A 21,883-nucleotide genomic window follows, 5' to 3' on the forward strand; every position below is an offset into this window, starting at 1 on the left:
CTTACTCTTTGAACGGATTGCGGGAAGCCGCGTGGGTTGATTTCACGGGCGTCACGCTGCTGTTCTTATCGACCGGGAAGGCGGGCAGCACCGGGCTGTCGCTGTTTTCAACGATCCCAAGCTTCTTCTCCTCCATCCGCTGCTGCTGGCGCGCGCGGATCTGATCGTATTTCTCTTTCGATGCCGCGCTGTAGTTGTCGTCATCGCGCAGCACCGTGGTATGGATAAAGACCATCAGGTTGCGTTTAGAGGTGTCCTCTGAGGTGTAGCGGAACAGCTGGCCCACCAGCGGAATGTCGCCCAGCAGCGGCACTTTCGACACCGACTGCTTGGTCACGTTTTCCATCAGGCCGCCGAGCACCACCGTCTGGCCGCTGTGGACCATCACTTCGTTATTGATGGTGCGCGTGTTGAAGGTCGGGCCGAGGCTCGCATCTTCCGTGGCGCTGTTGTCCACGCTGGACACTTCCTGCTCGATCTTCAGGTGGATCATGTCGCCATCGTTAATCTGCGGCACGATCTTAAGCTTGGTACCGACGGTTTTACGCTCAACGGAGTTGAAGACGTTATCGCCGCTGGTGGTCTGGGAGCCGGACAGCACGGGCACATCCTGACCGACGTTGAACGATGCTTCTTTGTTATCCAGCGTGACCACGCTTGGCGTAGAGAGAATGTCGTTCTTGGCGCCGGTAGAGAGCGCCGTCAGCAGCGCGCCGAAGTCACCGTTAAAGAAGCCGGTGGCCAGGCCGGTGAAGCTTGCGCCCTTCATGGTGCCGTTTTTAATCTGGCTGATCGGCAGCCCGGTCGAGCCGAACTGCACGCCGCCGTGCTTGCCGGTCCACTGCACGCCGAGATCGAGGCCGCTGCCGTCCTGAACTTCAGCAATGATGGCTTCCACCAGCACCTGCGGACGGCGAATGTCCAGCTTGTCGATCACCTTCTCCAGCGAGTTCATCACGTTAGGCTGCGCGGTGATCACCAGTGAGTTGGTTGATTCATCGGCGGTAATGTTCAGGTCGGTAGACGCTGTCGCCGTTTTGCTCTTCGGCGCCCCGGCCTTGTCCTTCAGCTGCTCGCCGATGCCGGTCAACACCGGAACGACTTTGGTGGCGCTGGCGTATTTGAGGTAGAACACGCGGGTATTCCCCTCGTTGTTCTGCTCGCGATCCAGCTGGCCGATCAGGGAGCGGGTGCGCGCACGCGCGTCTTCCGAGCCGCTGATCACCAGGCTGTTGGTTTCGTCGTCCGCGACCACCTTGGTGGCCAGCTGCGGCGCGTTTTGCCCCTTTTGCTCTTCGTTGTTGAGGTTGTTCAACATGTCGGAGAGCCCTTTAGCGGAGGCGTAGCGCAGCGGCACGATTTCGCGGCGCTGAACGCCGTCCTTATCGACGCGCTGCACCAGATCCACCAGGCGGTTCACCACCGAGGCTTTGCCGGTTAACAGCAGCACGTTGGACGGCTCGAAGTGCACCACGTTACCGATCCCGGTGGCATCGTTGAGCTGGCGCAGCAGCGGAGCAAGCTCGCGCACCGGCACGTTTTCCATGCGCACGACGCGGGTGATGATCTCATCCCCTTTGCCCGGGTTTTTGCTGTCTGCCACCGGCGCACCGGCGGTGCGGGCCACGCTTGAGCGCACCACTTTGACCATGCCGTTATCCATCGGGATCACCGACAGGCCGTACAGGTCCAGCACGCTCAGGAAGAACTGGTAATATTCGTCTTCCGTCAGCACGTTATAGGTTCTGACCGATACCGTGCCCTGAACGGAAGGATCGACCAGAATGGTTTTATTAAGGTTACGCCCGACGGTATCGATAAATTCACGAATGTCGGTATTTTTAAAGCTGGCGCTAAAGTTGGCTGCAAGCAGCGAACCGGAATATAACGACAATGCGGTCAGCGCCACGCACGCCCAAGGAAATTTCTTCATGTCTGTACACTTGTTAATTGTTTAGAACATTGACCCGAATATTTTCAAGGTGAGCGTGACGTCTTACGACGACCTCCGCTTCTTTCATTTTTGACCAGCTGGCAATAATATTTTTTGCCTCAGCTTCTTTGGTCATATCGACAGAATTAACTTTTACCGCCACGTCGCCTTTTTTTAGCCCTGAATGGCTAAAGAAAGCGGAGGCATTCCTTGGGTTTATGTTGTAGCCTTCCAGCTGGCCCTTTTCGATTAACGGTTTTAACACCAGATAATCATTCAGATGCAGGCTGTCAGCGCCCGCGTCTTTCGTCGATTTGGTTACCGGGCCGCTGTCAACGCCGCCCTTAAAGTAGTCAGGTTTCTTTAATGCCAGGACCTGCGTCGCCCCTTCATAATTCACCACCACGTTATCCTGATTAATTTCAGCAATATACGCGTCGTTGAAGCCCGTCAGGTTTTCCCCTTCACGGTAGCTTTTCTGGCCCGATGGCGTCTTGATGACGGCGAAGGAGAGCCAGGATTCATCGCTGCTGACAATGCCTTCAATCTCGGCGGAAAGCGGCGCTTTTGCCGCGGCGGCTGCCGCATCCTGACGGACGGCGGCATTAAACAGGGTAAACGCGTTTTCTTGCTGGCGTTTAATTTGCGGTTTAACGTTCGCAAGCGCCCGCTGGGGAGATTGTTTTTTATAATCCTTAAAGATGACGTATCCCTGGTGACCGCAGAACAATAGCGTCACAAACATAATACAGGGCATTATCAACCTGGAAAGAAATGAGAACCTCATTTTCATCTGGCCTTTAGCAAAGCGAAAAAAAGCAGCGTTATGCTGCGCCAATATGTGAAGTAGATAGTAAGTATCCGGCTGTAAATCGACCACTTGCTTCGCCACTAACTTTAATAAAGAAAAGTATTGACCCAATAAATACGTGATGTTAGACGGCGGGGACAGGTTATTTTTACCCTGATTGCAAATTGACCATCAGCGCCCCTTACCTTACTTTTTCGCCCTAATGCTATTCATGTAAAGAGACGGTAAGTCGTATGTATCAGAGTCATTTTCATTTCCAGAATCCGCCGTTCAAAAAGGTCACTCGCGCCTCGGGTGATTTTTTTGTGCCTTATCATCAGGACGTTTTTAACCTGCTGAAAGAAAAGACGCAGCAGGCGGGTATTACAGGACTCTTTTGCAACGATGCGCCGCTGCTGGGACAGTTCAGCGATGCGCTGAAGGCCCACGGCCGCAACGTCCTCGCGATTAACGCCTTTCCAAAATTGAGCGCCAGTAGCCTGCTGTACAAGCTCAATCCAGGCACCAAAGAGAGTAAGAATCGTATTCACGCCGTGGATGCGGTACTGCGCCAGTGGCAGGAAGAGCCTGCTTCCCGCAAGGCGAAAGGTAAAGTGCTGGTCATTACCCACATGGAAGCAATGAAAGAGAGCTGCCATGAGGTGCTGGCCATGCTGCTGACCCGCGCGCAGGAGCTGGAGCTTCATCTATCCATCATCCTGATGGGTGCCGCCGCTCAGGAAGCCGAACTGATGCAGCGCGCCGGACTGAAGGGGTATGCCCATACCCACCACGCGCTGCGCGCCCTGACCTACCGCGAAACCCTGAGCTACGTTCAGGCGCAGTGCGAGGAGCACGGCTGCGAAAGCGCGCCGCTGGCACCGGTCCGCGTGCGCAAAATGCACTCGCTGACCAAGGGGAACATCTCCAAATTTAACGAGCTGGCGCACCTTGCCCTGCTCGCCGCCTGGACCGAACGCGCCCCGGCAGTAAGCCCTCGACACCTGCGCCTGGCCGCGGGCGAAATTCTCCCGGCAAAAAAACACGGTAAGCGCCTGGCAACCGTGGGACTGTTTGCCTCGGTGCTTTTCGCCGCCTGCGGCTGGTATCAAACGTCATTCATTAGCGCCAGACTGCCCGTCGCGCTGCCGATCCCTGCCAGCTGGAAACAGCCCAAGCCGCAGGTTCAGGCCCCGGTTGTTCCGGTTATTGATAACGAAATGGTCAACCAGCCGGATGCGATGCACCAGCTCTACCTGATGTGGGGTTACGATGCCTCCGCCAACGACGCGCTGTGTCAGAACGCGGCGAAGGTTAACCTGATGTGCAGACAGGGAACGGCGTCGCTGGCCGAGCTGGGGAAAGAGGGTTATCCGTGGATCGGTGAGATCACCACCGGCAACCACCTTAACTATGCCGTTGTCGCCCGCGTGGGGGATAACACCCTGGATCTGCTGATGAACGGTAAAACCTGGCAGGTGAGCCGCAGCTGGTACAACCAACACGCCACCGGCAACTACACGCTGCTGCACCGCCTGACGCCGGAGGGCAAAGACGCCATCAGCGCGGCCAGCGACGGAAAAGATCTTACCTGGCTCGATCGTCAGCTCAGCCTGGCGCTGGCGCTGCCGGAAACCCACGCGCAGGCGTGGACCGCCGAGCTGATGAAGCGCACCCGCACGTTCCAGCAGAAAATGGATCTGCACGTGGACGGTATTCCGGGTAAAGATACCCTGATGCAGCTGATGCGCGAAACCCATACCACGCCGAGCGTGCTGATTCAGGCACCTCAGGCCCCAGCGAGCGCAATAACCCAAGAGAAACACCTATAATGTCTACGATCTGTCTCGCTGCCCAGCGCAGCTACGAGACCGGGGAAGCGGTGTGGTTTTCCTATCGCTTTCCCAGTCTGAAAAAGGTCTTCGGCAACACGTTTTTGTGGATGCTGGGGATAGCCGCCATGATTGTGGCCGGGCTTTACGCCCACGTTTACTGGAACCTGCGCCACCCCGCGCCGGAACCGGTAAAGGTGAGCACGGCAAAACCGGAAACGTCGCTTTCCGATATGCACTACGTGTACGTGAGCAAACCGTTCCCGCACCCGCAGCCAAAACCGATTCCGGTGCACGAAGACGTTCCGCCGATGCAGGATATGCCAATTAACGGCGATGACGCTGACTGGCAGCAGGCGCCCGACGGCAACCTGGACGCGCCGCACGATACGTCGCGCGATACGCTACCCGGAACGGAAGAACATGAAGCATCCGCATTAGGGGCGGACGATGGCGGCGCGTCATTAAAGACGCTGTTTATGCAGGCGCTGAAAGAACAAGAGCAAGATTATTCTCAAGGAAAAATACCTGCACCACCGACAGATGAAACGCAGGGAAATTTACAGACGAAAGAAGAACAGCAGAATTTAACGAAGACCCCTTTGAATGAAAAGGGGCCCGGTGGGAGTCATTAATATTTTTCAGGCAGGTTGGTGAGATTAATGAGACGGCCTTTTTCAACAACAATGTACTGGCCTTTCTTTAAATCAGACAGGATTTTAATAATGGTGCTACGCGCGAGGTTGGTGTATTCCTGAATGTAATCATAAACGTTAATATCGCGCTGGTGATGAACAATGAGTTCGTTAATTTCTAATAAAAATTCGCGCACCACGGAATATGCGCTGCGGGCAACGAGAACATCGTCACGCTTGCTGAGCATGCAGATGTACCATGAGAGCACCCGGGTGAGCTCAGGCCAAAGGCCTTTTTCCGACAGAAGACGCGTAAACTCTTCTTTGTCGATGGAGCGAACCACCGTGTTAGAGCGGACCAGGCCGTACATATGTGACGCGTTGTAGAAGATGGATGAGAGACCGAAAATACACTGGCCGTTCAGCGTGAACATGCAAAGCTCATCGGACTCGCGACGGAATTCAACTTCGCCGCTAACGATAATATGAATTTTATCAGAATCAGAAGTCGATATTTTTTGCCATTTTTTTAACGTTTTTTCTTCGTAGCCGGACGTTGCAGAAATAATGGCTTCCATTTCTTGTTGCGGACGTAATTTTTTACCGTAGATGCTTAACATTGTTATACCCGTTTAAGATGTAATTTAAGATTATCTGCGGCCACGGATAAAACCATGACCGCGAATGTATTCCTGATGAACACGTAAATAAAATAAATAAGTAATACTTAATGATTATATTTTTCTGTTATTAGTTAGCAGGCTATGTGTCTATATTAATCGCGGGTAATTTTAAGTCAATTAACTAAAAGTTAAATGAGATTGTACTTAAGATTAATCTCACTTAAAGAGAGAGAATTCAGCCCTTTCGGAGGCAATCCCGAAGGATTACCCCTGTCCGTATTTCTCAAGAAGGGCTTCGGCAATGGCCAGCGTCTCGACGTCCGCAGCGCCGTTCCACAGCTGCGGGCGGAAATGCATCTGGAACGCCATGATGACCCTTTTGAGCTGCTCCGGCGTGCCGCCGTCGGGCACCTCGTAGCCGTAGCGGGCCAGCAGGTCGAGCACCGCTTTCTGCTCAACTGCCTGAAAGCGCGGCCGACCGTTCATGTAAAACGCCACCCGGTCCGGATCGGGCCATGCGCCAATGCCCTGCCCGTACAGCGCTTCCCACGGGAACAGCGGGCCGGGATCGTCTTTACGCTGCGGGGCGATGTCCGCGTGCGCGACCACGTTTTCGGGCCTGATGTCGTAGCGCGCGATAATGTCTTTGGCGAGCGGGATCAGGGCGCTAATCTGCGCGGGCTCGAACGGCGCAAAGCGCTTCTGCCCGTCAACCTTCTGCCAGCCGCGGTTTTCAAGCTCAATGCCGACCGACGTATCGTTAATGCGGTTCGTCCCGCGCCAGAAGCTGATTCCCGCGTGCCATGCCAGCTCGCTTTCCGGCACAAGCTGCCAGATGCGCGGCTTGCCGTCAGGCGCTGGCGGCCTGGCGGGGATCAGATAGTGGGAGCTGACGTTTTTATCGGTGAGGGTGGCAAGCGAGGTGTCAAAATCATCGGCGGTATAGTGGATGACCAGCACCTTTATACGCGGGTAGGCCGCCTGCGCCTGATGGCGGGTATCCAGCTCGTAGGCACCTTTATCAACAATGCCCTTTTCCGTGGCGCATCCTGCCAGCATTATCGCCAGCAGGAAGGTGGCAAGCGAACGCTTCATCGGCGGGTTTTCACCGCCGTGCCGCTGACGCTTACCATCAGCATGCTGGCGTCTTTACCGACCGTTTCATAATCGATATCAATCCCGACGACCGCGTCCGCGCCGAGCGCTTTGGCCTGTTCACCGAGCTCCTTAAAGGCGATTTCGCGCGCTTTACGCAGCTCTTTCTCATACGCGCCGGAACGCCCGCCGACGATATCGCGGATGCCGGCAAAAAAGTCGCGGAAGATGTTGGCGCCGAGAATCGCTTCGCCGGTGACGACGCCGCAGTATTCGGTTATCGGCTGCCCTTCAAGCGTGGGGGTGGTTGAAAACTGCATATTTTTTCTCCTTCTTTAGCGTTCAATGCCTTAGCAACAGCATTATCGGTTCGTTACGCTATGATTGAAAGGATAGTTAATAAATAAGGAAATCAACATGCGCTACTCTGCTTTAACGCTTTTAGTGCCATGCGCGCTGTTGCTCAGCGCGTGCACCACGGTCACGCCCGCCTTTAACGATATCGGCACCCGCAGCGGCCCCTGCATAGACGGCGGCCCGGACGCCGTGGCGCAGCAGTTCTACGATTATCGCATTCAGCATCGCGGTAACGATCTCACCGCCCTGCGCCCTTACCTGAGCGATGGTCTGGCAAAACTGCTGAACGACGCCGCGCGCGATCCGCAGCATAACGCGCTGCTTAAGTCCGATCCGTTCTCCAGCCGCACCACGCCGCCGGACAGCGCTGAAGTCGCCAGCGCGTCGACCATTCCGAACACCGATGCCCGCAACATCCCCCTGCGCGTGAAGCTGACCCAGGGCAGCCAGACCTGGCAGGATGAGGTGCTGATGATCCGCGAAGGCCAGTGCTGGGCGGTAGACGACGTGCGGTACATCGGCGGCAGCGTACACGCCCCGGCGGGCACGCTTCGCCAGTCGATTGAGAACCGCTAAATCCCAGCCGTAAAATAGTTAACCTCGTAAAATGTCGGCATTTGTTGTGGAATGCCGACATTTATTCTCGCCCGCAATGCCCTTCCCTATTTTGTGCTATGTTTAGATCATAATACGGGTTATATTTAACTTTTAACGCAGAAATATTGCATAACTATTCTGTCAACGGTACTATCTGCGGCCTCAATTGCTATAGATTGCCTGGATGAGTAAAGACTGCCCCGATGAGTATTAAACTAAACGGCATTAACTGCTTCTACGGCGCACACCAGGCGCTGTTTGACATCACGCTGAACTGCCCGGAAGGCGAAACGCTGGTTTTGCTTGGCCCAAGCGGCGCGGGAAAAAGCTCTCTTTTGCGTGTTCTTAATCTGCTTGAAATGCCGCGTTCCGGCACGCTGGCGATCGCAGGTAATCATTTCGACTTTGCCAAAACGCCTTCCGATAAGGCGATTCGCGAACTGCGTCAAAACGTTGGCATGGTTTTCCAGCAGTACAATCTTTGGCCGCACCTGACGGTGCTGCAAAACCTGATTGAAGCTCCCTGCCGCGTGCTCGGCCTGAGCAAAGACCAGGCGATGGCCCGCGCCGAGAAGCTGCTTGAGCGCCTGCGCCTTAAGCCGTACAGCGACCGCTATCCGCTGCACCTTTCCGGCGGTCAGCAGCAGCGCGTGGCCATTGCCCGCGCGCTGATGATGGAGCCTGCGGTGCTTCTGTTCGACGAGCCGACCGCCGCGCTGGACCCGGAAATTACCGCCCAAATCGTGAGCATTATCCGCGAGCTGGCGGAAACCAACATTACTCAGGTCATTGTGACCCACGAAGTGGAAGTGGCGCGTAAAACCGCCAGCCGCGTGGTGTACATGGAAAACGGGTATATCGTTGAGCAAGGTGACGCGAGCTGCTTTAGCAACCCGCAAACCGACGCCTTCAAAAACTACTTATCTCACTGATGTGTTAGGGAAAAATGATAATGAAAAAAGTATTGATTGCCGCGCTGCTCGCAAGCGTCAGCCTTTCCGCTACCGCAGCTCAGACCATTCGCTTCGCCACCGAAGCGTCTTACCCTCCGTTTGAATCCATTGATGCCAATAATAAGATCGTTGGCTTTGATGTGGACCTGGCGAACGCGCTGTGCAAAGAGATTGATGCAACCTGCACGTTCAGCAACCAGGCGTTTGACAGCCTGATCCCAAGCCTGAAGTTCCGCCGCATCGACGCGGTGATGGCCGGCATGGACATCACGCCGGAGCGTGAAAAGCAGGTTCTGTTCAGCACCCCTTACTATGACAACTCCGCGCTGTTCATCGGTCAGAAAGGCAAATTCACCGCCATTGACCAGCTGAAGGGCAAAAAAGTCGGCGTGCAGAACGGCACCACGCATCAGAAATTCATCATGGATAAACATCCGGAAATCACCACCGTGCCTTACGACAGCTACCAGAACGCGAAGCTGGATCTGCAGAACGGCCGTATCGACGGCGTGTTTGGCGATACCGCGGTGGTAACCGAATGGCTGAAGGCGAACGACAAGCTGGCTCCGGTCGGCGACAAAGTGACCGATAAAGCCTACTTCGGCACCGGCCTGGGCATCGCGGTTCGTCAGGGCAACACCGAGCTGCAGCAGAAATTTAACGCTGCGCTGGAAAAAGTGAAGAAAGACGGCACCTACGAAACCATCTACAAAAAATGGTTCCAGAAGTAATTCCTGATGAATGAAATTTTTCCTTTAGCAAGCGCCGCCGGGATGACCGTCGGCCTTGCCGTTTGCGCACTGATTATCGGCCTCGCGCTGGCGATGTTCTTTGCGGTCTGGGAGTCGGTAAAATGGCGCCCAATCGCATGGCTCGGCTCGGCGCTGGTCACGGTGCTGCGTGGGCTACCGGAGATTCTGGTGGTCCTGTTTATCTATTTCGGCTCCTCGCAGCTGCTGTTAACGCTGTCGGACGGCTTCACGATCAATCTGGGTTTTGCGCAGATCCCGGTGCAGATGCAGATTGAAAACTTCGACGTCAGCCCGTTCCTGTGCGGCGTGATTGCGCTCTCCCTGCTCTACTCGGCCTACGCCTCGCAAACCCTGCGCGGCGCGCTGAAAGCCGTACCGCAGGGCCAGTGGGAGTCCGGCCAGGCGCTGGGGCTGTCGAAAGCGGCGATCTTCTTCCGCCTGGTGATGCCGCAGATGTGGCGTCACGCGCTGCCGGGGCTGGGCAACCAGTGGCTGGTGCTGCTGAAAGATACCGCGCTGGTGAGCTTAATCAGCGTGAACGATTTAATGCTGCAGACCAAAAGTATCGCCACCCGCACCCAGGAGCCGTTTACCTGGTACATCGTGGCGGCGGCTATCTACCTGGCGATCACGTTGCTGAGTCAGTACATCCTTAAGCGGATTGACCTGCGCGCAACGCGTTTTGAACGGAGACCGGGCTGATGCTTGAATACTTACCGGAGCTCATGAAAGGGCTGCACACCAGCCTGACGCTGACCGTGGCGTCCATCGTTGTGGCGCTGATCCTGGCGCTGATTTTCACCATCATCCTGACGCTGAAAACGCCGGTGCTGGTGTGGATCGTGCGCGCCTACATCACCCTGTTTACCGGCACGCCGCTGCTGGTGCAGATCTTCCTGATTTACTACGGCCCGGGCCAGTTTCCGTCGCTGCAGGAGTATCCGGTTGTCTGGCACCTGCTCTCCGAGCCGTGGCTGTGCGCCCTGATTGCGCTCTCGCTGAACAGCGCGGCCTATACCACCCAGTTGTTCTACGGCGCGATCCGTGCGATCCCGGAAGGCCAGTGGCAGTCCTGCGGCGCGCTGGGCATGAGCAAGAAAGACACGCTGGCGATCCTGCTGCCGTATGCCTTTAAGCGCGCGCTCTCGTCCTATTCCAACGAGGTGGTGCTGGTGTTCAAGAGTACCTCCCTGGCCTACACCATCACGCTGATGGAAGTGATGGGCCACGGGCAGCTGCTGTACGGACGCACCTACGACGTGATGGTGTTCGGCGCGGCGGGCCTGGTTTACCTGGTGGTTAACGGGCTGCTGACGCTGATGATGCGTTTAATCGAGCGTAAGGCGCTGGCGTTTGAGCGCAGATCCTAGGCCGGGTAAGCGCAGCGCCACCCGGCAAGAATTGCATAAACGTGATTAAGCAATGCGGATAACTTTTTGGTTATCCGCTTTTTTTTGTCACTAATACAATATTTAATCATTTTTATTGCATATAAATTCAATTACTGGCATTGTTTTACCATAAGACTTACAGACGGGAGTATGACAATGAAAAAGTTAGTTTTGGCTGCATTACTGGCAACCTTCGCCGCTGGCGCATCCGCCGCGGATAAAATTAGTTTCGGCGTGTCCGCCACCTATCCGCCGTTCGAATCGCTGGACGCCAGCAACCAGATCGTCGGGTTTGATATCGACCTGGCGAAAGCGCTGTGTAAGCAGATGCAGGCCGACTGCACCTTTACCAACCACGCGTTTGACAGCCTGATCCCGTCCCTGAAATTCAAGAAATACGATGCGGTGATTTCCGGCATGGACATCACGCCTGAGCGCAGCAAGCAGGTGGCCTTCACCGACCCGTACTACGCCAACTCGGCGGTGGTGATTGCGAAGAAAGGCACGTATAAGTCCTTTGACGAGCTGAAGGGCAAACGCATCGGCATGGAAAACGGCACCACGCACCAGAAATACCTGCAGGACAAGCATCCTGAAGTGAAAACCGTGGCCTACGACAGCTACCAGAACGCGATTATCGACCTGAAGAATGGCCGTATCGACGGCGTGTTTGGCGATACCGCCGTGGTGAACGAGTGGCTGAAAACCAACCCGCAGCTGGGTACGGCGACCGAGAAGGTGACCGATCCGCAGTACTTCGGCACGGGCCTGGGGATTGCCGTTCGTCCGGATAACAAAGCGCTGCTGGAAAAACTGAACGGCGCGCTGAAGGCGATTAAGGCCGACGGCACGTACCAGAAAATCAGCGAGCAGTGGTTCCCGCAGTAATGTTTTTTGCCGGGTGGCGGCTTCGCCTTGCCCGGCCTACGGGGGTGGTAGTCTGTAGGCCGGGTAAGCGCAGCGCCACCCGGCAATTTCTCACAGCGGTACAAAGAACCTGAACCGGGCCCCGCTCACCGACTCCATCAGCCGTATTCCGCCGCCGTGTAGCTCCAGCATCCGCTTCACAATCAGCAGCCCAAGCCCGCCGCGGTTCTCTCGCGACGCCTGCGTATTCAGCGCCGAAGGCCGCTGAAACAGTTCGTCGCGCAGGGCATCGTCTACGCCCGCTCCGCTGTCCCTCACCTCCACCTGGATCCGCTCGTTCTCCTGCCACACCGCCAGGCGGATCTCCCCGCCCGCGGGAGTATGGCGAATGGCGTTGTCCAGCAGGTTGGTCACCACCCGCTCAATCATCGACACGTCGGCGTTCACCAGCGGCAGCGGCCCCGGCACGTCGATGTGCAGATTCACCTCGCGCGTGCGCGCCGCCAGCTCAAACTTCTGCGCAACGTCCGAAATCAGCTCGGCCATGGCAAAGCGCTCGCGCTGCGGCCGGATGCCGCCGTGCTCAAGGCGCGCCAGCTCGAACAGCTGCTGCGACAGGTGGCGCACCTTTTGCCCCTGGCGCAGCGCGGTGGCGAGATACTGCTGGTGCTCCTGCGCGGTGAGGGTCGCGGATTTGAGCGACAGCGTTTCCAGATACCCCAGCAGGGAGGTCAGCGGCGTGCGCAGGTCGTGCGAAATATTGGCGATAAACTCCCGGCGCTGGCGATCGCTATCGGCCAGCCGATCCCACTGGGAGGTGATTTTGCGCGCCAGCTCAACAAAGCTGTTGCGCAGCAGCACCACTTCATCACGGCTTGCGGGCTCCAGCGGCTCCGCCGCCAGCTGCCTGATGGTGCTGATGCTGTCCTGGTCCAGCCCCGCGACGTCGCGCGTGAGGCGGTTGACCGGGCGCGTCACCCAGAACCACACCAGCAGCCCGGCCAGCAGGCTAAAGGTGGCCACCAGCAGCAGCGACCACAGCGCGGTGCGCCAGAGCGCGTCGTGCCAGGCCATCTCCGACAGCGCGTTAAACTCTTCCCCCTGCAGGATGATGTACAGATAGCCGCGCAGCGCGCCGTCCTGACGCAGCGGCGTGACGCTAAACACCTTCTGGTTCTCGCTGCGCGGATCGTCGCCGTAGACCGGCATGGCGGCGCCGCTCAGGAACGCCTGCAGCGGCCTGAGATCGATTTTTTGCCGCTTCACGTGGCCCGGCGGCGCGGCGTCGGCCAGCACGTCCCCGTCCGGGGAGATGACGTACAGCTCGACGCTGGGATTAAAGGTCATCAGGCGGTCAAACAGCGGCTTCAGCGCGGTGCGGTCAACGCCGCCCTGCGCGTTGAGAATGGCTTCGCGCTGCACGATTTGCTGCGCCAGCCCGCCAGAAAGCCGCTGTACCGTGGCGTTGCCGTACTGGGTGCTGCTGTAGAGCTGCACGGCGCAGGCAACGCTGGCGCAAATCAGCAGCAGCAGGATGAACAGCAGCGTCAGGCGCTGGCTCAGGCTAAATCGCCCCATCAGGCTTAACCTCCGCAAATTTATACCCTTTACCCCACACGGTGCGGATGATCTCCGGCTCGGCGGCATCTTTTTCAATCTTGATCCGCAGGCGGTTGATGTGGGTGTTTACCGTGTGCTCGTAGCCTTCGTGCTGATAGCCCCACACCTGCTCGAGCAGCGCCAGGCGCGAAAAGACGTCGCCGGGGTTTCGGGCAAAGAAGTAGAGCAGTTCAAACTCGCGCGGGGTGAGGTCGACGTCCTGTCCGTGCAGGCGCACGCTGCGCGCCAGCGGGTCGATCGTCAGGCCGTGGGCGTGGATTTGCCCTGCGGGCTGCGCCTGCCCCATCGCCTGCTGGCGGCGGAACAGCGCCTTGATGCGGGCAATCAGCTCCTGCACCGAGAACGGTTTCGCCAGATAATCATCGGCCCCGGTCTCCAGCCCGGTAATGCGGTCCGTTTCGCTGCTGCGGGCGCTGATGATGATGATCGGCAGGTAGCGGGTCATCTGGCGAATGCGGCGGCAAATCTCCAGGCCGTCAACGTGCGGGAGCATAAGGTCGAGGATCACCGCATCCCACGGCTGCGCGTCCAGGCAGCGTAGCGCCCTGGCTCCGTCCGGCTCGTGGGTAATGGCGTAGCCTTCATCTTCTAAGTTGAGACGCAGAAGCGCCGCGATATCGTGGTCGTCTTCCACCAGCAGGATCTGCTTCATCGTTAAGCCTTAATCAGTTCTTCTGGCTTAAGCTTACCTGATTTCGCAGGGATGAAGAGTTCACATTTTGTTGAACATTGTGCGGGGTTCGTGCCGCGTGGCGGCTACGCCTTACCCGGCCTACGGGTTAACAACGTCAGCACTTCATAATGGGCGGTGTGCGGGAACATATCGAAAAGCTGCACGCGTTCAATGCGGTAGCCCGGCAGGTGGGCGATGTCTTTTGCCATCGTCTGGGCGTTGCAGCTGGAGTAGATAATGTGCTCAGGCGCCATCTGGCTGAGGTAGTCGCACAGCGCCTTGCCGATGCCGCGGCGCGGCGGGTTCACCAGCACCAGCTCCGGCACGTTGCCCTGCCCGGTGGCGAAGCGGGTGGAATCCAGCGCCTGGAAATGCAGATTCGTCAGCCCCAGCTCGGCGGCGGACTGCTTCGCGCAGGCGATCGCTTCGGGGGAGATCTCAATCCCGGTCAGCTGCATCTCCGGGGTGGCGCAGTGCAGGCCAAAGCCGCCCACGCCGCAGAACAGATCCCACATGTGGTGAATTTGTAACGCGCGCACCCAGTCGCGGGCGGTGGCGTACAGGGCGCTGGCGACGGTCGGGTTCGTCTGGAAGAAGCTCTGCGGGCGGATCCACAGCGGCACGCCGTTGAAGCTTTCCGCCAGCGCGTGCTGATCGGTAAAGAAAATTTCTTGCTCGCCTTCCATGATCGCCATATGCACCGGCTGAATGTTGGCGGTGATCACCCTGAGCTGCGGAAGCTGCGCCTGCAGCCACGGCAGCGCCGCGCGCAGCTGCTCCAGCTTGGTCTCCGAGCGCAGCACAAAGCGCAGCATCATGCCGCCGTCGATCTGGCTTTCGGTCAGCAGCAGGTACTTCAGCTCCCCGCGCCTGCGGGCGACGCTATAGGGCGTTAACCCGGCGCGGGCAATGAAGGGCTTCAGCGCCGCAAACACCGGCGCGAAGGAATCAGGATACAGCGGGCACGCGGTGAGATCTTCCGGCGTGCCGTCGCGGTGCAGCATGCCCAACAGCGGCTTTTCAACGCTGCCGCTGACCACCATTTTGGCCTTATTACGAAAGCCCTGCTCCGGCCCGCTGACGGGTGCGCACCACTCGCCCACCGCGTGCTCTGCCAGCAGCTGCTGCAGATCGGTCATTTTGGCGGAGAGCTGTTGGGAAACCGGCTGTTCTATCCACTGACAGGAGCGGCAGCGACCGGCGTCAAAGAGTGCGCACTGCATATTAAGACCTTAAGGATCACGGGGGCTGCGATTATATACGTTATTTTATTGCAGGCGAAAGAATCTCCGGCTGGACGCCGGAAGATAAAGCAGGCACAGGACCAGCATGTCCGGAAGCTTCTGCATCACCAGCGAATGGAAAATCTCGCGCTTAGACCCGCCCGCAATGCTGAACAGCTCAGGATAGCCGTAACCCAGCGACGCGGCCCACAGATAGCTGGCCGCCGTCACCTGCGTCAGCAGGTAGACCCAGCGCGCCCAGCTGCGCCCTTTCACCAGCGAGAACGCGCAGTAGATCTCGATAAACACCAGCACCAGGCTGCTCATAAAGACCAGCGTCAGGTTCCACGTCTGCACGCTGCGGTGGATAAATTCGCCAATGCCGCGCGCGCCCAGCGTGTTCAGAATCATCAGCACGTCCAGGCAGCGGATCATAATAATGGCGAGCGCCGCCACCTGCACCAGCGCAGGAACGTTCGGACGGGCGTGCGAATAATGTGTTTTCTTAAAGAATCCCAATGTTTTACTTCCCTGAAAACAGCACCGCGTCATGCGCAGCGCTTCACTGGAAATTTTAAATGCTTCAGCCGCGTCTTGCACGCTGGATATCGCGCACGCGCTGTTTTTCCGCGCGCGCCATCAGGTACCAGGCGATAAATCCGACAATTCCGACCACGCCGAGGATAATCGACGCCAGGGCGTTAATCTCCGGGTTCACGCCCATGCGCACGCTGGAGAAGACCAGCATCGGCAGCGTGGTGGCCCCCGGGCCGGAGACGAAGCTGGCGATGACCAGATCGTCCAGCGACAGGGTAAACGCCAGCAGCCAGCCGGAGATCACCGCGGGCATAATCATCGGCAGCGTGATGACGAAAAAGACCTTCAGCGGCGTGGCGCCCAGATCCATCGCCGCCTCCTCAATGGAGCGGTCCAGCTCGCGCAGCCGCGAGGCGATCACCACCGCCACGTAGGCGGTACAAAAGGTGACGTGCGCCAGCCAGATGGTCAGCATGCCGCGATCTGCCGGCCAGCCGATGGCGTGGGCCAGCGCGACGAACAGCAGCAGCAGCGACAGGCCGGTGATGACGTCCGGCATGACCAGCGGCGCGGTAATCATAAACGCAAAGCCCGTCGAGCCGCGAAAGCGCCCGAAGCGCACCATCACCAGCGCGGCGATGGTGCCCAGCACGCAGGCCATGGTCGCGGCCAGCGCCGCGATCGTCAGGCTCAGCCCCACCGCGCTCATCATAGCGTCGTCGTGAAACAGCTCGCTGTACCAGCGCGTGGACCAGCCCGCCCAGACGGTTACCAGCTTCGAGCTGTTGAACGAGTAGATCACCAGCATCAGCATCGGCGCATACAGGAAGGTGAAGCCAATCACCAGGATCAGGATCCGCCACGGCGAGCGGACGACCGGTAGGTTGTTCATCCGCGATCCCCCATCTGCTTCTGCTGGTGCTTGTGGAACCACATGATCGGCACGATCAGCAGCAGGAGCATCACGATCGCCACCGCCGAGGCCACCGGCCAGTCGCGGTTGTTGAAGAACTCCTGCCACAGCACGCGGCCAATCATGATGCTGTCCGGGCCGCCGAGCAGCTCGGGGATCACAAACTCCCCCACCGCCGGGATAAATACCAGCATCGACCCGGCAATAATCCCGCCTTTGGTCAGCGGGACGATCACGCTAAAGAAGGTCTTCAGCGGCCGCGCCCCCAGATCCAGCGACGCCTCCACCAGCGAGTAGTCGATGCGCGTCAGTGCGGTGTAGATCGGCAGCACCATAAACGGCAGGTAGGCGTAAACGATCCCGATATAGACCGCGAGATTGGTGTGCAGGATGGTCAGCGGCTGATCGATAACCCCCAGCCACAGCAGAAAGTTGTTGAGGATGCCGTTGTTTTTCAGGATCCCCATCCACGCGTACACGCGGATCAGAAACGAGGTCCACGACGGCAGGATCACCAGCAGCAGCAGAATGTTGCGCGTCGACGGCTTACTGTGCGCCACCGCCCACGCCAGCGGATAGCCCATCAGCAGGCAGCAGATCGTCGAGATCGCCGCCACCTGCAGCGACTGTAGATAGGCTTCGAAATAGAGCGGATCGTCCGTCAGCTGGAGGAAATTGCCCAGGTTCAGCGTCAGCGTGAGCTGCCCGTCGGCCCAGTCCAGCAGGTTGGTGTACGGCGGGATCGCCCGCGCCATTTCCGCCAGGCTGATCTTGAAGACGATCAGGAACGGCAGCAGGAACAGCAGGATCAGCCAGACGTACGGCATGGCGATCACCAGCTTGCGCCCGTGCGCCATCTTCATCCGCGCCAGCCAAGGCGCAAATCCGCCCGGCCTGTGAACGCGGGACGGTGGTTCAAATGTACTCATGGCCGCTCCTTATACCGTCAGCACGACGCAGCTGTCCGCGTCCCAGCACAGGCGCACTTCGTCGCCCCAGGTCGGCTGGCCCTTGCGGAAACGATGTTCATTCTGCAGCTGCGCGCTGAGCATTTGCCCGCTGTTCAGGCGAACGTGGTAGATGGAAAGATCGCCCAGATAGGCGATGTGCGCCACCTCCCCGACGGCAAAGTTGTAGCCGTCGGCGGGCGGCTCTTCGCAGAGCATGATTTTTTCCGGGCGCAGCGCGACGTATACCGGCACGTTGTCGACGACGGAGTTATCAGGGTCAACCTTCAGCGGATGCACCAGCCCCGGCGACTCAATCACCAGGCCGTCGTCCTGACGCGCTTTGAGCAGCCCTTCGAAGACGTTGACCGAGCCGATAAACTCCGCGCTGTAGCGGGTGGTCGGATGCTCGTAAATCTCTTCCGGCTCGCCGATCTGCACGAACTTGCCGCGGTTCATGATCGCGATGCGCCCGGCCATGGTCATCGCCTCTTCCTGATCGTGAGTGACCATTACGCAGGTCACGCCCACGCGTTCGAGGATATCGACCACTTCCAGCTGCATGCGGTCGCGCAGCTTTTTATCCAGCGCCCCCATCGGCTCGTCGAGCAGCAGCAGCTTGGGGCGCTTGGCGAGGCTGCGGGCCAGCGCCACGCGCTGACGCTGGCCGCCGGAGAGCTGGTGCGGCTTGCGCTTCGCGAACTCCTGCATGTGCACCAGGCTCAGCATCTCCGCCACGCGGGCGGTAATTTCGGCTTTCGGCAGCTTGTCCTGCTTCAGGCCGAACGCAATATTCTGCTCCACGGTCATGTGCGGGAAAAGCGCGTAGGACTGGAACATCATGTTGATCGGGCGCTGGTACGGCGGCACGCTGGAGAGATCGACCCCGTCGAGCACGATCTGCCCGGCGGTCGGCTGTTCAAAACCGGCCAGCATGCGCAGCAGGGTCGATTTGCCGCAGCCGGACGCGCCGAGCAGGGCAAAAATTTCGCCCTTGTAGATGGTCAGGCTGACGTCGTCCACGGCGTGCTGGCCGTCGAAGGATTTGGTGAGGTTACGAATTTCAAGCAGCGGGGTTAGCGCTTTACGGACCTTCGCCTGCGGGCGGTGAGTTGCATCGTTCACGGGGTGTTCTCCGGCAGAGATCAAATCATGGTGCAGGCGCACCAGAACGGTGCGCCTGTTGCCGGGGGCGCTTGGCTTGCCCGGCCTACGACAAGGGATTATTTACCGCTCTTCACCTTGGTCCACGCGCGGGTGCGCACGCGGTCAATTTTTGGGTCCTGCACTTTAAGGGTAAAGAGCTTGGCAAACACGTCCGCAGGCGGATAGATAGCCGGGTTGTTACGAATCTCTTCGCTGACCAGCGGCACGGAGGCCTTGTTGCCGTTGGCGTAATAGACGTGGTCGCTGATGTGGGCGATCACCTCCGGGCGCATCAGGTAGTTGAGGAACTGATAGGCTTCATCTTTGTTTTTCGCATCGGCCGGCATCGCGAAGACGTCGAAGAAGGCCAGCGCCCCCTCTTTCGGAATGAAGTAGGAGACGTTCACGCCGTTCTTGGCCTCTTTCGCGCGGTTTGCCGCCTGCCAGACGTCGCCCGCCCAGCCGATGGCGACGCAGATATCGCCGTTAGCCAGATCGTTGATGTACTGGGACGAGTGGAAGTAGCGAATGTTTGGACGCAGCTTGAGCAGCAGGTCGGTTGCCGGGCCGGTGTAATCATCGGCCTTGCTGCTGTTCGGATCTTTGCCTAAGTAGTTGAGCACGGTGGCGAAAATCTCTTCCGGCGCGTCCAGGAAGGAGACGCCGCAGCTTTTCAGCTTCGCCAGGTTTTCCGGCTTGAGCACCACGTCCCAGCTGTCCAGCTTCACGTCCGGCCCCAGCGCCGCTTTCACTTTGTCGACGTTAAAGCCGATGCCGGTGGTCGCCCAGAGATAAGGCATCGCGTATTTGTTGTCCGGATCGTGCTTCGCCACCAGCTTCAGCACCTCCGGATCGAGGTTTTTCCAGTTCGGTAATTTGCTCTTATCCAGCGGCTGGAACACCCCCGCCGTCAGCTGGCGCTCAAGGAAGCTTGCGGAGGGGACGACCAGGTCAAAGCCGGTGCTGCCCGCCATCAGCTTGCCTTCCAGCACTTCGTTGGAATCAAAGACGTCATAGACGACCTTAATGCCGGTCTCCTTCTCGAAGTTTGCGACGGTGTCCGGCGCAATATAGTCAGACCAGTTGTAGACGTGGAGCGTTTTTTGTTCCGCAGCGAGCGTGCCGGCAGAGACGGCCATCAGCGCACCCGCAACCAGACCCGATACCCATTTTTTATTCAAGGCGATCATATCGTTATTCCTTCTGAAAGCTCGTTAACATTCGAGCTAAAACTGTGCACGCTGAAGGTATGCAAGAATCATGCATACTTTGTCGCTCTGACCGAAAAGAAAACGCGGATGTTCCCGGCAGAAATCGCTCGCTTTTTTAAGCATCGCAAGAATAACTGTAGCCCGTGTCTGCGCCTATAGCCCAGACGAAAAAACGCCTTTTATCAATTTTTTTATGCAGATTAAGTCTATGTGATAAGCCGAAATGGCCCGCGGGGAGGTGAAAAATTCTTTAAAGAAAGGTTAACGGCAGCAGAAAAGAGCGGATTATGCAGCCGCCGTGGCAGCGACTGCGCGGAAATCAAACCGGCTTAGTGAAGAAAATTGGGCGACGCATCGCTATTCTCCGCGTCATCCTCGGCGCTATACAGCAGATGATGCGCATTCGCTTCCATCATCACCATCGAAATCTGCTCCTCGCTCATGTGCATGAACGCGGAAAACTGCTTAAACGACAGCCCGGCCCCCGACAGCAGCGACTGGCACACCACCAGCTTAGGCAGATTATCATCCTGAATGTCGAGGAAGGCCTTCACCGTCAAGGAGCTGGCGTTGATTGCAGAGAGATCGGAAGCCAGCGCCAGCAGCGCGGACGGTTTCACCTCGGCCAGCGCAGAAAAAAGGATCACGTCGTTAATCAGATCGATTTTGGCATCAAAAATGCCGTCGAAATTTTGCATATGAGGCAGATGCAGCGCCTGACAGGAGTCGCATTCAAAGAAGGTGATTCCTGCATCATCAAGCCATTGACGTAACGTATCCAGGGTTGGAACTACCTGTAAATCCATCGCTGTGCAGCCTCTTTAATAAAATCCGTCCATACCTTACGCAAAAAGCGCGCGATAATCTATTTACCCGCCCGTTTTCAGGCAAAAACCGGGCGTCGCGTGACGTTCGATCCATGAGATCATTTTACCTGCAATATCGACGCCCGTCGTTTTTTCTACGCCCTCCAGCCCCGGGGAGGCGTTGACTTCCATCACCAGCGGCCCGCGATCCGCGCGCAGGAGATCGACCCCCGCCACGTCGAGCCCGAGCGTTTGCGCCGCTTTTACCGCCATGTCGCGCTCGCGCTCGCTGATTGTGGCGATGCGGGCCACGCCGCCGCGGTGCAAATTAGAGCGGAAATCGCCCTCTTTCGCCTGGCGCTCGATGGCGGCCACCACGTCATTGCCGACCACGAAGCAGCGTATATCGCAGCCTTTGGCCTCTTCAATATATTCCTGCACCAGAATGTGCGCATTAAGGCCGCGAAACGCATCGATTACGCTTTCGGCCGCCTGCCGGGTTTCGGCCAGCACCACGCCGATCCCCTGCGTCCCTTCGACCAGCTTGATGACCAGCGGCGCGCCGCCCACCATGTCCACCAGATCGCTGGTATCGTCCGGCGAATGGGCAATGCCGGTGACGGGCAGGTCGATACCCTGCCGGGCGAGAAGCTGCAGCGAGCGCAGCTTGTCGCGCGCGCGGGAAATGGCGACCGATTCATTGAGCGGATAGCTGCCGAGCATCTCAAACTGGCGCAGCGCGGCCATGCCGTAATAGGTATTCTGGGAGCCAATGCGCGGGATCACCGCGTCGAAACGGGGGAGCTGGCGGCCCTTATAGTGAATGGAGGACGCGGCGGGATCGATGTTCATATAGCAGGACATCGGGTCGAGGATCTCAACCTGGTGACCGCGCTTCGCCGCCGCTTCCCGCAGGCGTTTGCATGAATAGAGCGTTCCATCCCGGGACAAAATGGCTATTTTCACCCTGCACCTCTCTGAA

23 protein-coding genes are annotated in these 21,883 nt (G+C 58.0%); 8 read left to right on the forward strand and 15 right to left on the reverse strand.

Annotated features, from left to right (window positions below):
* Position 1: 1 nt before the first annotated feature.
* Both gspD and gspC read right to left on the reverse strand, forming a co-directional pair.
* Complete coding sequence (gene gspD / locus AB8804_RS05360; RefSeq protein WP_371183905.1) at positions 2-1,933, reverse strand: type II secretion system secretin GspD; 1,932 nt, start codon at positions 1,931-1,933, stop codon at positions 2-4.
* 13 nt (positions 1,934-1,946) lie between these two features.
* Positions 1,947-2,678 (reverse strand): type II secretion system protein GspC, encoded by a 732-nt coding sequence (gene gspC, locus AB8804_RS05365; protein WP_371184096.1) that lies wholly within the window; start codon positions 2,676-2,678, stop codon positions 1,947-1,949.
* 299 nt (positions 2,679-2,977) lie between these two features.
* Here gspC and AB8804_RS05370 point away from each other — a divergent pair, with 299 nt between their 5' ends.
* Complete coding sequence (locus AB8804_RS05370) at positions 2,978-4,555, forward strand: peptidoglycan-binding protein (protein ID WP_371183907.1); 1,578 nt, start codon at positions 2,978-2,980, stop codon at positions 4,553-4,555.
* Positions 4,555-5,190 carry a hypothetical protein gene (locus tag AB8804_RS05375; protein ID WP_371183909.1) on the forward strand — a complete coding sequence of 212 codons (636 nt, stop codon included), beginning with the start codon at positions 4,555-4,557 and terminating at the stop codon, positions 5,188-5,190. Before AB8804_RS05370 ends, AB8804_RS05375 begins: the two co-directional genes overlap by 1 nt.
* Here AB8804_RS05375 and AB8804_RS05380 read toward each other — a convergent pair.
* From AB8804_RS05380 to AB8804_RS05390, 3 genes are all read right to left on the reverse strand, one after another.
* A complete protein-coding gene (locus AB8804_RS05380; protein WP_371183911.1) occupies positions 5,187-5,810 on the reverse strand; it encodes a helix-turn-helix domain-containing protein in 624 nt (207 codons plus the stop codon). The two genes, AB8804_RS05375 and AB8804_RS05380, sit on opposite strands and share 4 nt — an antisense overlap.
* Before the next feature lie 267 nt (positions 5,811-6,077).
* Complete coding sequence (locus tag AB8804_RS05385; protein WP_371183913.1) at positions 6,078-6,908, reverse strand: N-acetylmuramoyl-L-alanine amidase; 831 nt, start codon at positions 6,906-6,908, stop codon at positions 6,078-6,080.
* Entirely contained in the window at positions 6,905-7,228 is a 324-nt protein-coding gene (locus tag AB8804_RS05390; protein ID WP_006174327.1) for a heavy metal-binding domain-containing protein, read from the reverse strand. The genes AB8804_RS05385 and AB8804_RS05390 overlap by 4 nt, the downstream gene beginning before the upstream one ends.
* A gap of 97 nt (positions 7,229-7,325) precedes the next feature.
* On the opposite strand from AB8804_RS05390, the gene AB8804_RS05395 reads away from it, so the two are divergent.
* The 6 genes from AB8804_RS05395 (at position 7,326) to artJ (ending at position 11,846) form a co-directional block, all read left to right on the forward strand.
* Positions 7,326-7,841 (forward strand): lipoprotein, encoded by a 516-nt coding sequence (locus AB8804_RS05395; RefSeq protein WP_371183918.1) that lies wholly within the window; start codon positions 7,326-7,328, stop codon positions 7,839-7,841.
* 224 nt (positions 7,842-8,065) lie between these two features.
* Complete coding sequence (gene artP / locus AB8804_RS05400) at positions 8,066-8,794, forward strand: arginine ABC transporter ATP-binding protein ArtP (protein WP_112012251.1); 729 nt, start codon at positions 8,066-8,068, stop codon at positions 8,792-8,794.
* Positions 8,795-8,814: 20 nt separating this feature from the next.
* Complete coding sequence (artI, locus tag AB8804_RS05405; RefSeq protein ID WP_112012250.1) at positions 8,815-9,546, forward strand: arginine ABC transporter substrate-binding protein ArtI; 732 nt, start codon at positions 8,815-8,817, stop codon at positions 9,544-9,546.
* Between the two features lie 6 nt (positions 9,547-9,552).
* Positions 9,553-10,269 carry an arginine ABC transporter permease ArtQ gene (gene artQ, locus AB8804_RS05410; protein WP_371183921.1) on the forward strand — a complete coding sequence of 239 codons (717 nt, stop codon included), beginning with the start codon at positions 9,553-9,555 and terminating at the stop codon, positions 10,267-10,269.
* Complete coding sequence (gene artM / locus AB8804_RS05415; RefSeq protein WP_371183923.1) at positions 10,269-10,937, forward strand: arginine ABC transporter permease ArtM; 669 nt, start codon at positions 10,269-10,271, stop codon at positions 10,935-10,937. Before artQ ends, artM begins: the two co-directional genes overlap by 1 nt.
* Before the next feature lie 177 nt (positions 10,938-11,114).
* Positions 11,115-11,846 (forward strand): arginine ABC transporter substrate-binding protein ArtJ, encoded by a 732-nt coding sequence (gene artJ, locus AB8804_RS05420; RefSeq protein ID WP_371183925.1) that lies wholly within the window; start codon positions 11,115-11,117, stop codon positions 11,844-11,846.
* A gap of 90 nt (positions 11,847-11,936) precedes the next feature.
* On the opposite strand, the gene AB8804_RS05425 is transcribed toward artJ, so the two are convergent.
* The 10 genes from AB8804_RS05425 to rimK all read right to left on the reverse strand — a co-directional run bounded on the left by AB8804_RS05425 (position 11,937) and on the right by rimK (position 21,867).
* Complete coding sequence (locus AB8804_RS05425) at positions 11,937-13,406, reverse strand: sensor histidine kinase (RefSeq protein ID WP_371184097.1); 1,470 nt, start codon at positions 13,404-13,406, stop codon at positions 11,937-11,939.
* Positions 13,390-14,097 (reverse strand): response regulator transcription factor, encoded by a 708-nt coding sequence (locus AB8804_RS05430; RefSeq protein ID WP_371183928.1) that lies wholly within the window; start codon positions 14,095-14,097, stop codon positions 13,390-13,392. The genes AB8804_RS05425 and AB8804_RS05430 overlap by 17 nt, the downstream gene beginning before the upstream one ends.
* Positions 14,098-14,201: 104 nt before the next feature.
* Positions 14,202-15,341, reverse strand: a complete 1,140-nt coding sequence (gene rlmC, locus AB8804_RS05435; protein ID WP_371183931.1) for a 23S rRNA (uracil(747)-C(5))-methyltransferase RlmC — start codon at positions 15,339-15,341, stop codon at positions 14,202-14,204.
* Positions 15,342-15,386: 45 nt separating this feature from the next.
* On the reverse strand, positions 15,387-15,893 hold the full coding sequence (locus AB8804_RS05440; RefSeq protein ID WP_371183933.1) for a YbjO family protein: 507 nt from the start codon (positions 15,891-15,893) through the stop codon (positions 15,387-15,389).
* A 31-nt stretch (positions 15,894-15,924) separates the two neighbouring features.
* The gene (gene potI, locus AB8804_RS05445) at positions 15,925-16,770 is read right to left on the reverse strand and encodes a putrescine ABC transporter permease PotI (RefSeq protein ID WP_112012243.1); all 846 of its coding nucleotides are present in this window, start codon (positions 16,768-16,770) and stop codon (positions 15,925-15,927) included.
* The gene (gene potH / locus AB8804_RS05450; RefSeq protein WP_371183936.1) at positions 16,767-17,720 is read right to left on the reverse strand and encodes a putrescine ABC transporter permease PotH; all 954 of its coding nucleotides are present in this window, start codon (positions 17,718-17,720) and stop codon (positions 16,767-16,769) included. Before potH ends, potI begins: the two co-directional genes overlap by 4 nt.
* Before the next feature lie 9 nt (positions 17,721-17,729).
* Positions 17,730-18,863 (reverse strand): putrescine ABC transporter ATP-binding subunit PotG, encoded by a 1,134-nt coding sequence (gene potG, locus AB8804_RS05455; RefSeq protein ID WP_371183938.1) that lies wholly within the window; start codon positions 18,861-18,863, stop codon positions 17,730-17,732.
* Between the two features lie 98 nt (positions 18,864-18,961).
* A complete protein-coding gene (potF, locus tag AB8804_RS05460; RefSeq protein WP_112012240.1) occupies positions 18,962-20,074 on the reverse strand; it encodes a spermidine/putrescine ABC transporter substrate-binding protein PotF in 1,113 nt (370 codons plus the stop codon).
* A 350-nt stretch (positions 20,075-20,424) separates the two neighbouring features.
* Positions 20,425-20,901: a YbjN domain-containing protein gene (locus tag AB8804_RS05465; RefSeq protein ID WP_371183941.1), complete on the reverse strand. Its 477-nt coding sequence runs from the start codon at positions 20,899-20,901 to the stop codon at positions 20,425-20,427.
* A gap of 63 nt (positions 20,902-20,964) precedes the next feature.
* The gene (rimK, locus tag AB8804_RS05470; protein ID WP_371183942.1) at positions 20,965-21,867 is read right to left on the reverse strand and encodes a 30S ribosomal protein S6--L-glutamate ligase; all 903 of its coding nucleotides are present in this window, start codon (positions 21,865-21,867) and stop codon (positions 20,965-20,967) included.
* Positions 21,868-21,883: the final 16 nt, after the last annotated feature.

The organism is Enterobacter sp. KBR-315C3_2022, assembly GCF_041399425.1.
Classification (GTDB): Bacteria; Pseudomonadota; Gammaproteobacteria; order Enterobacterales; family Enterobacteriaceae; genus Enterobacter.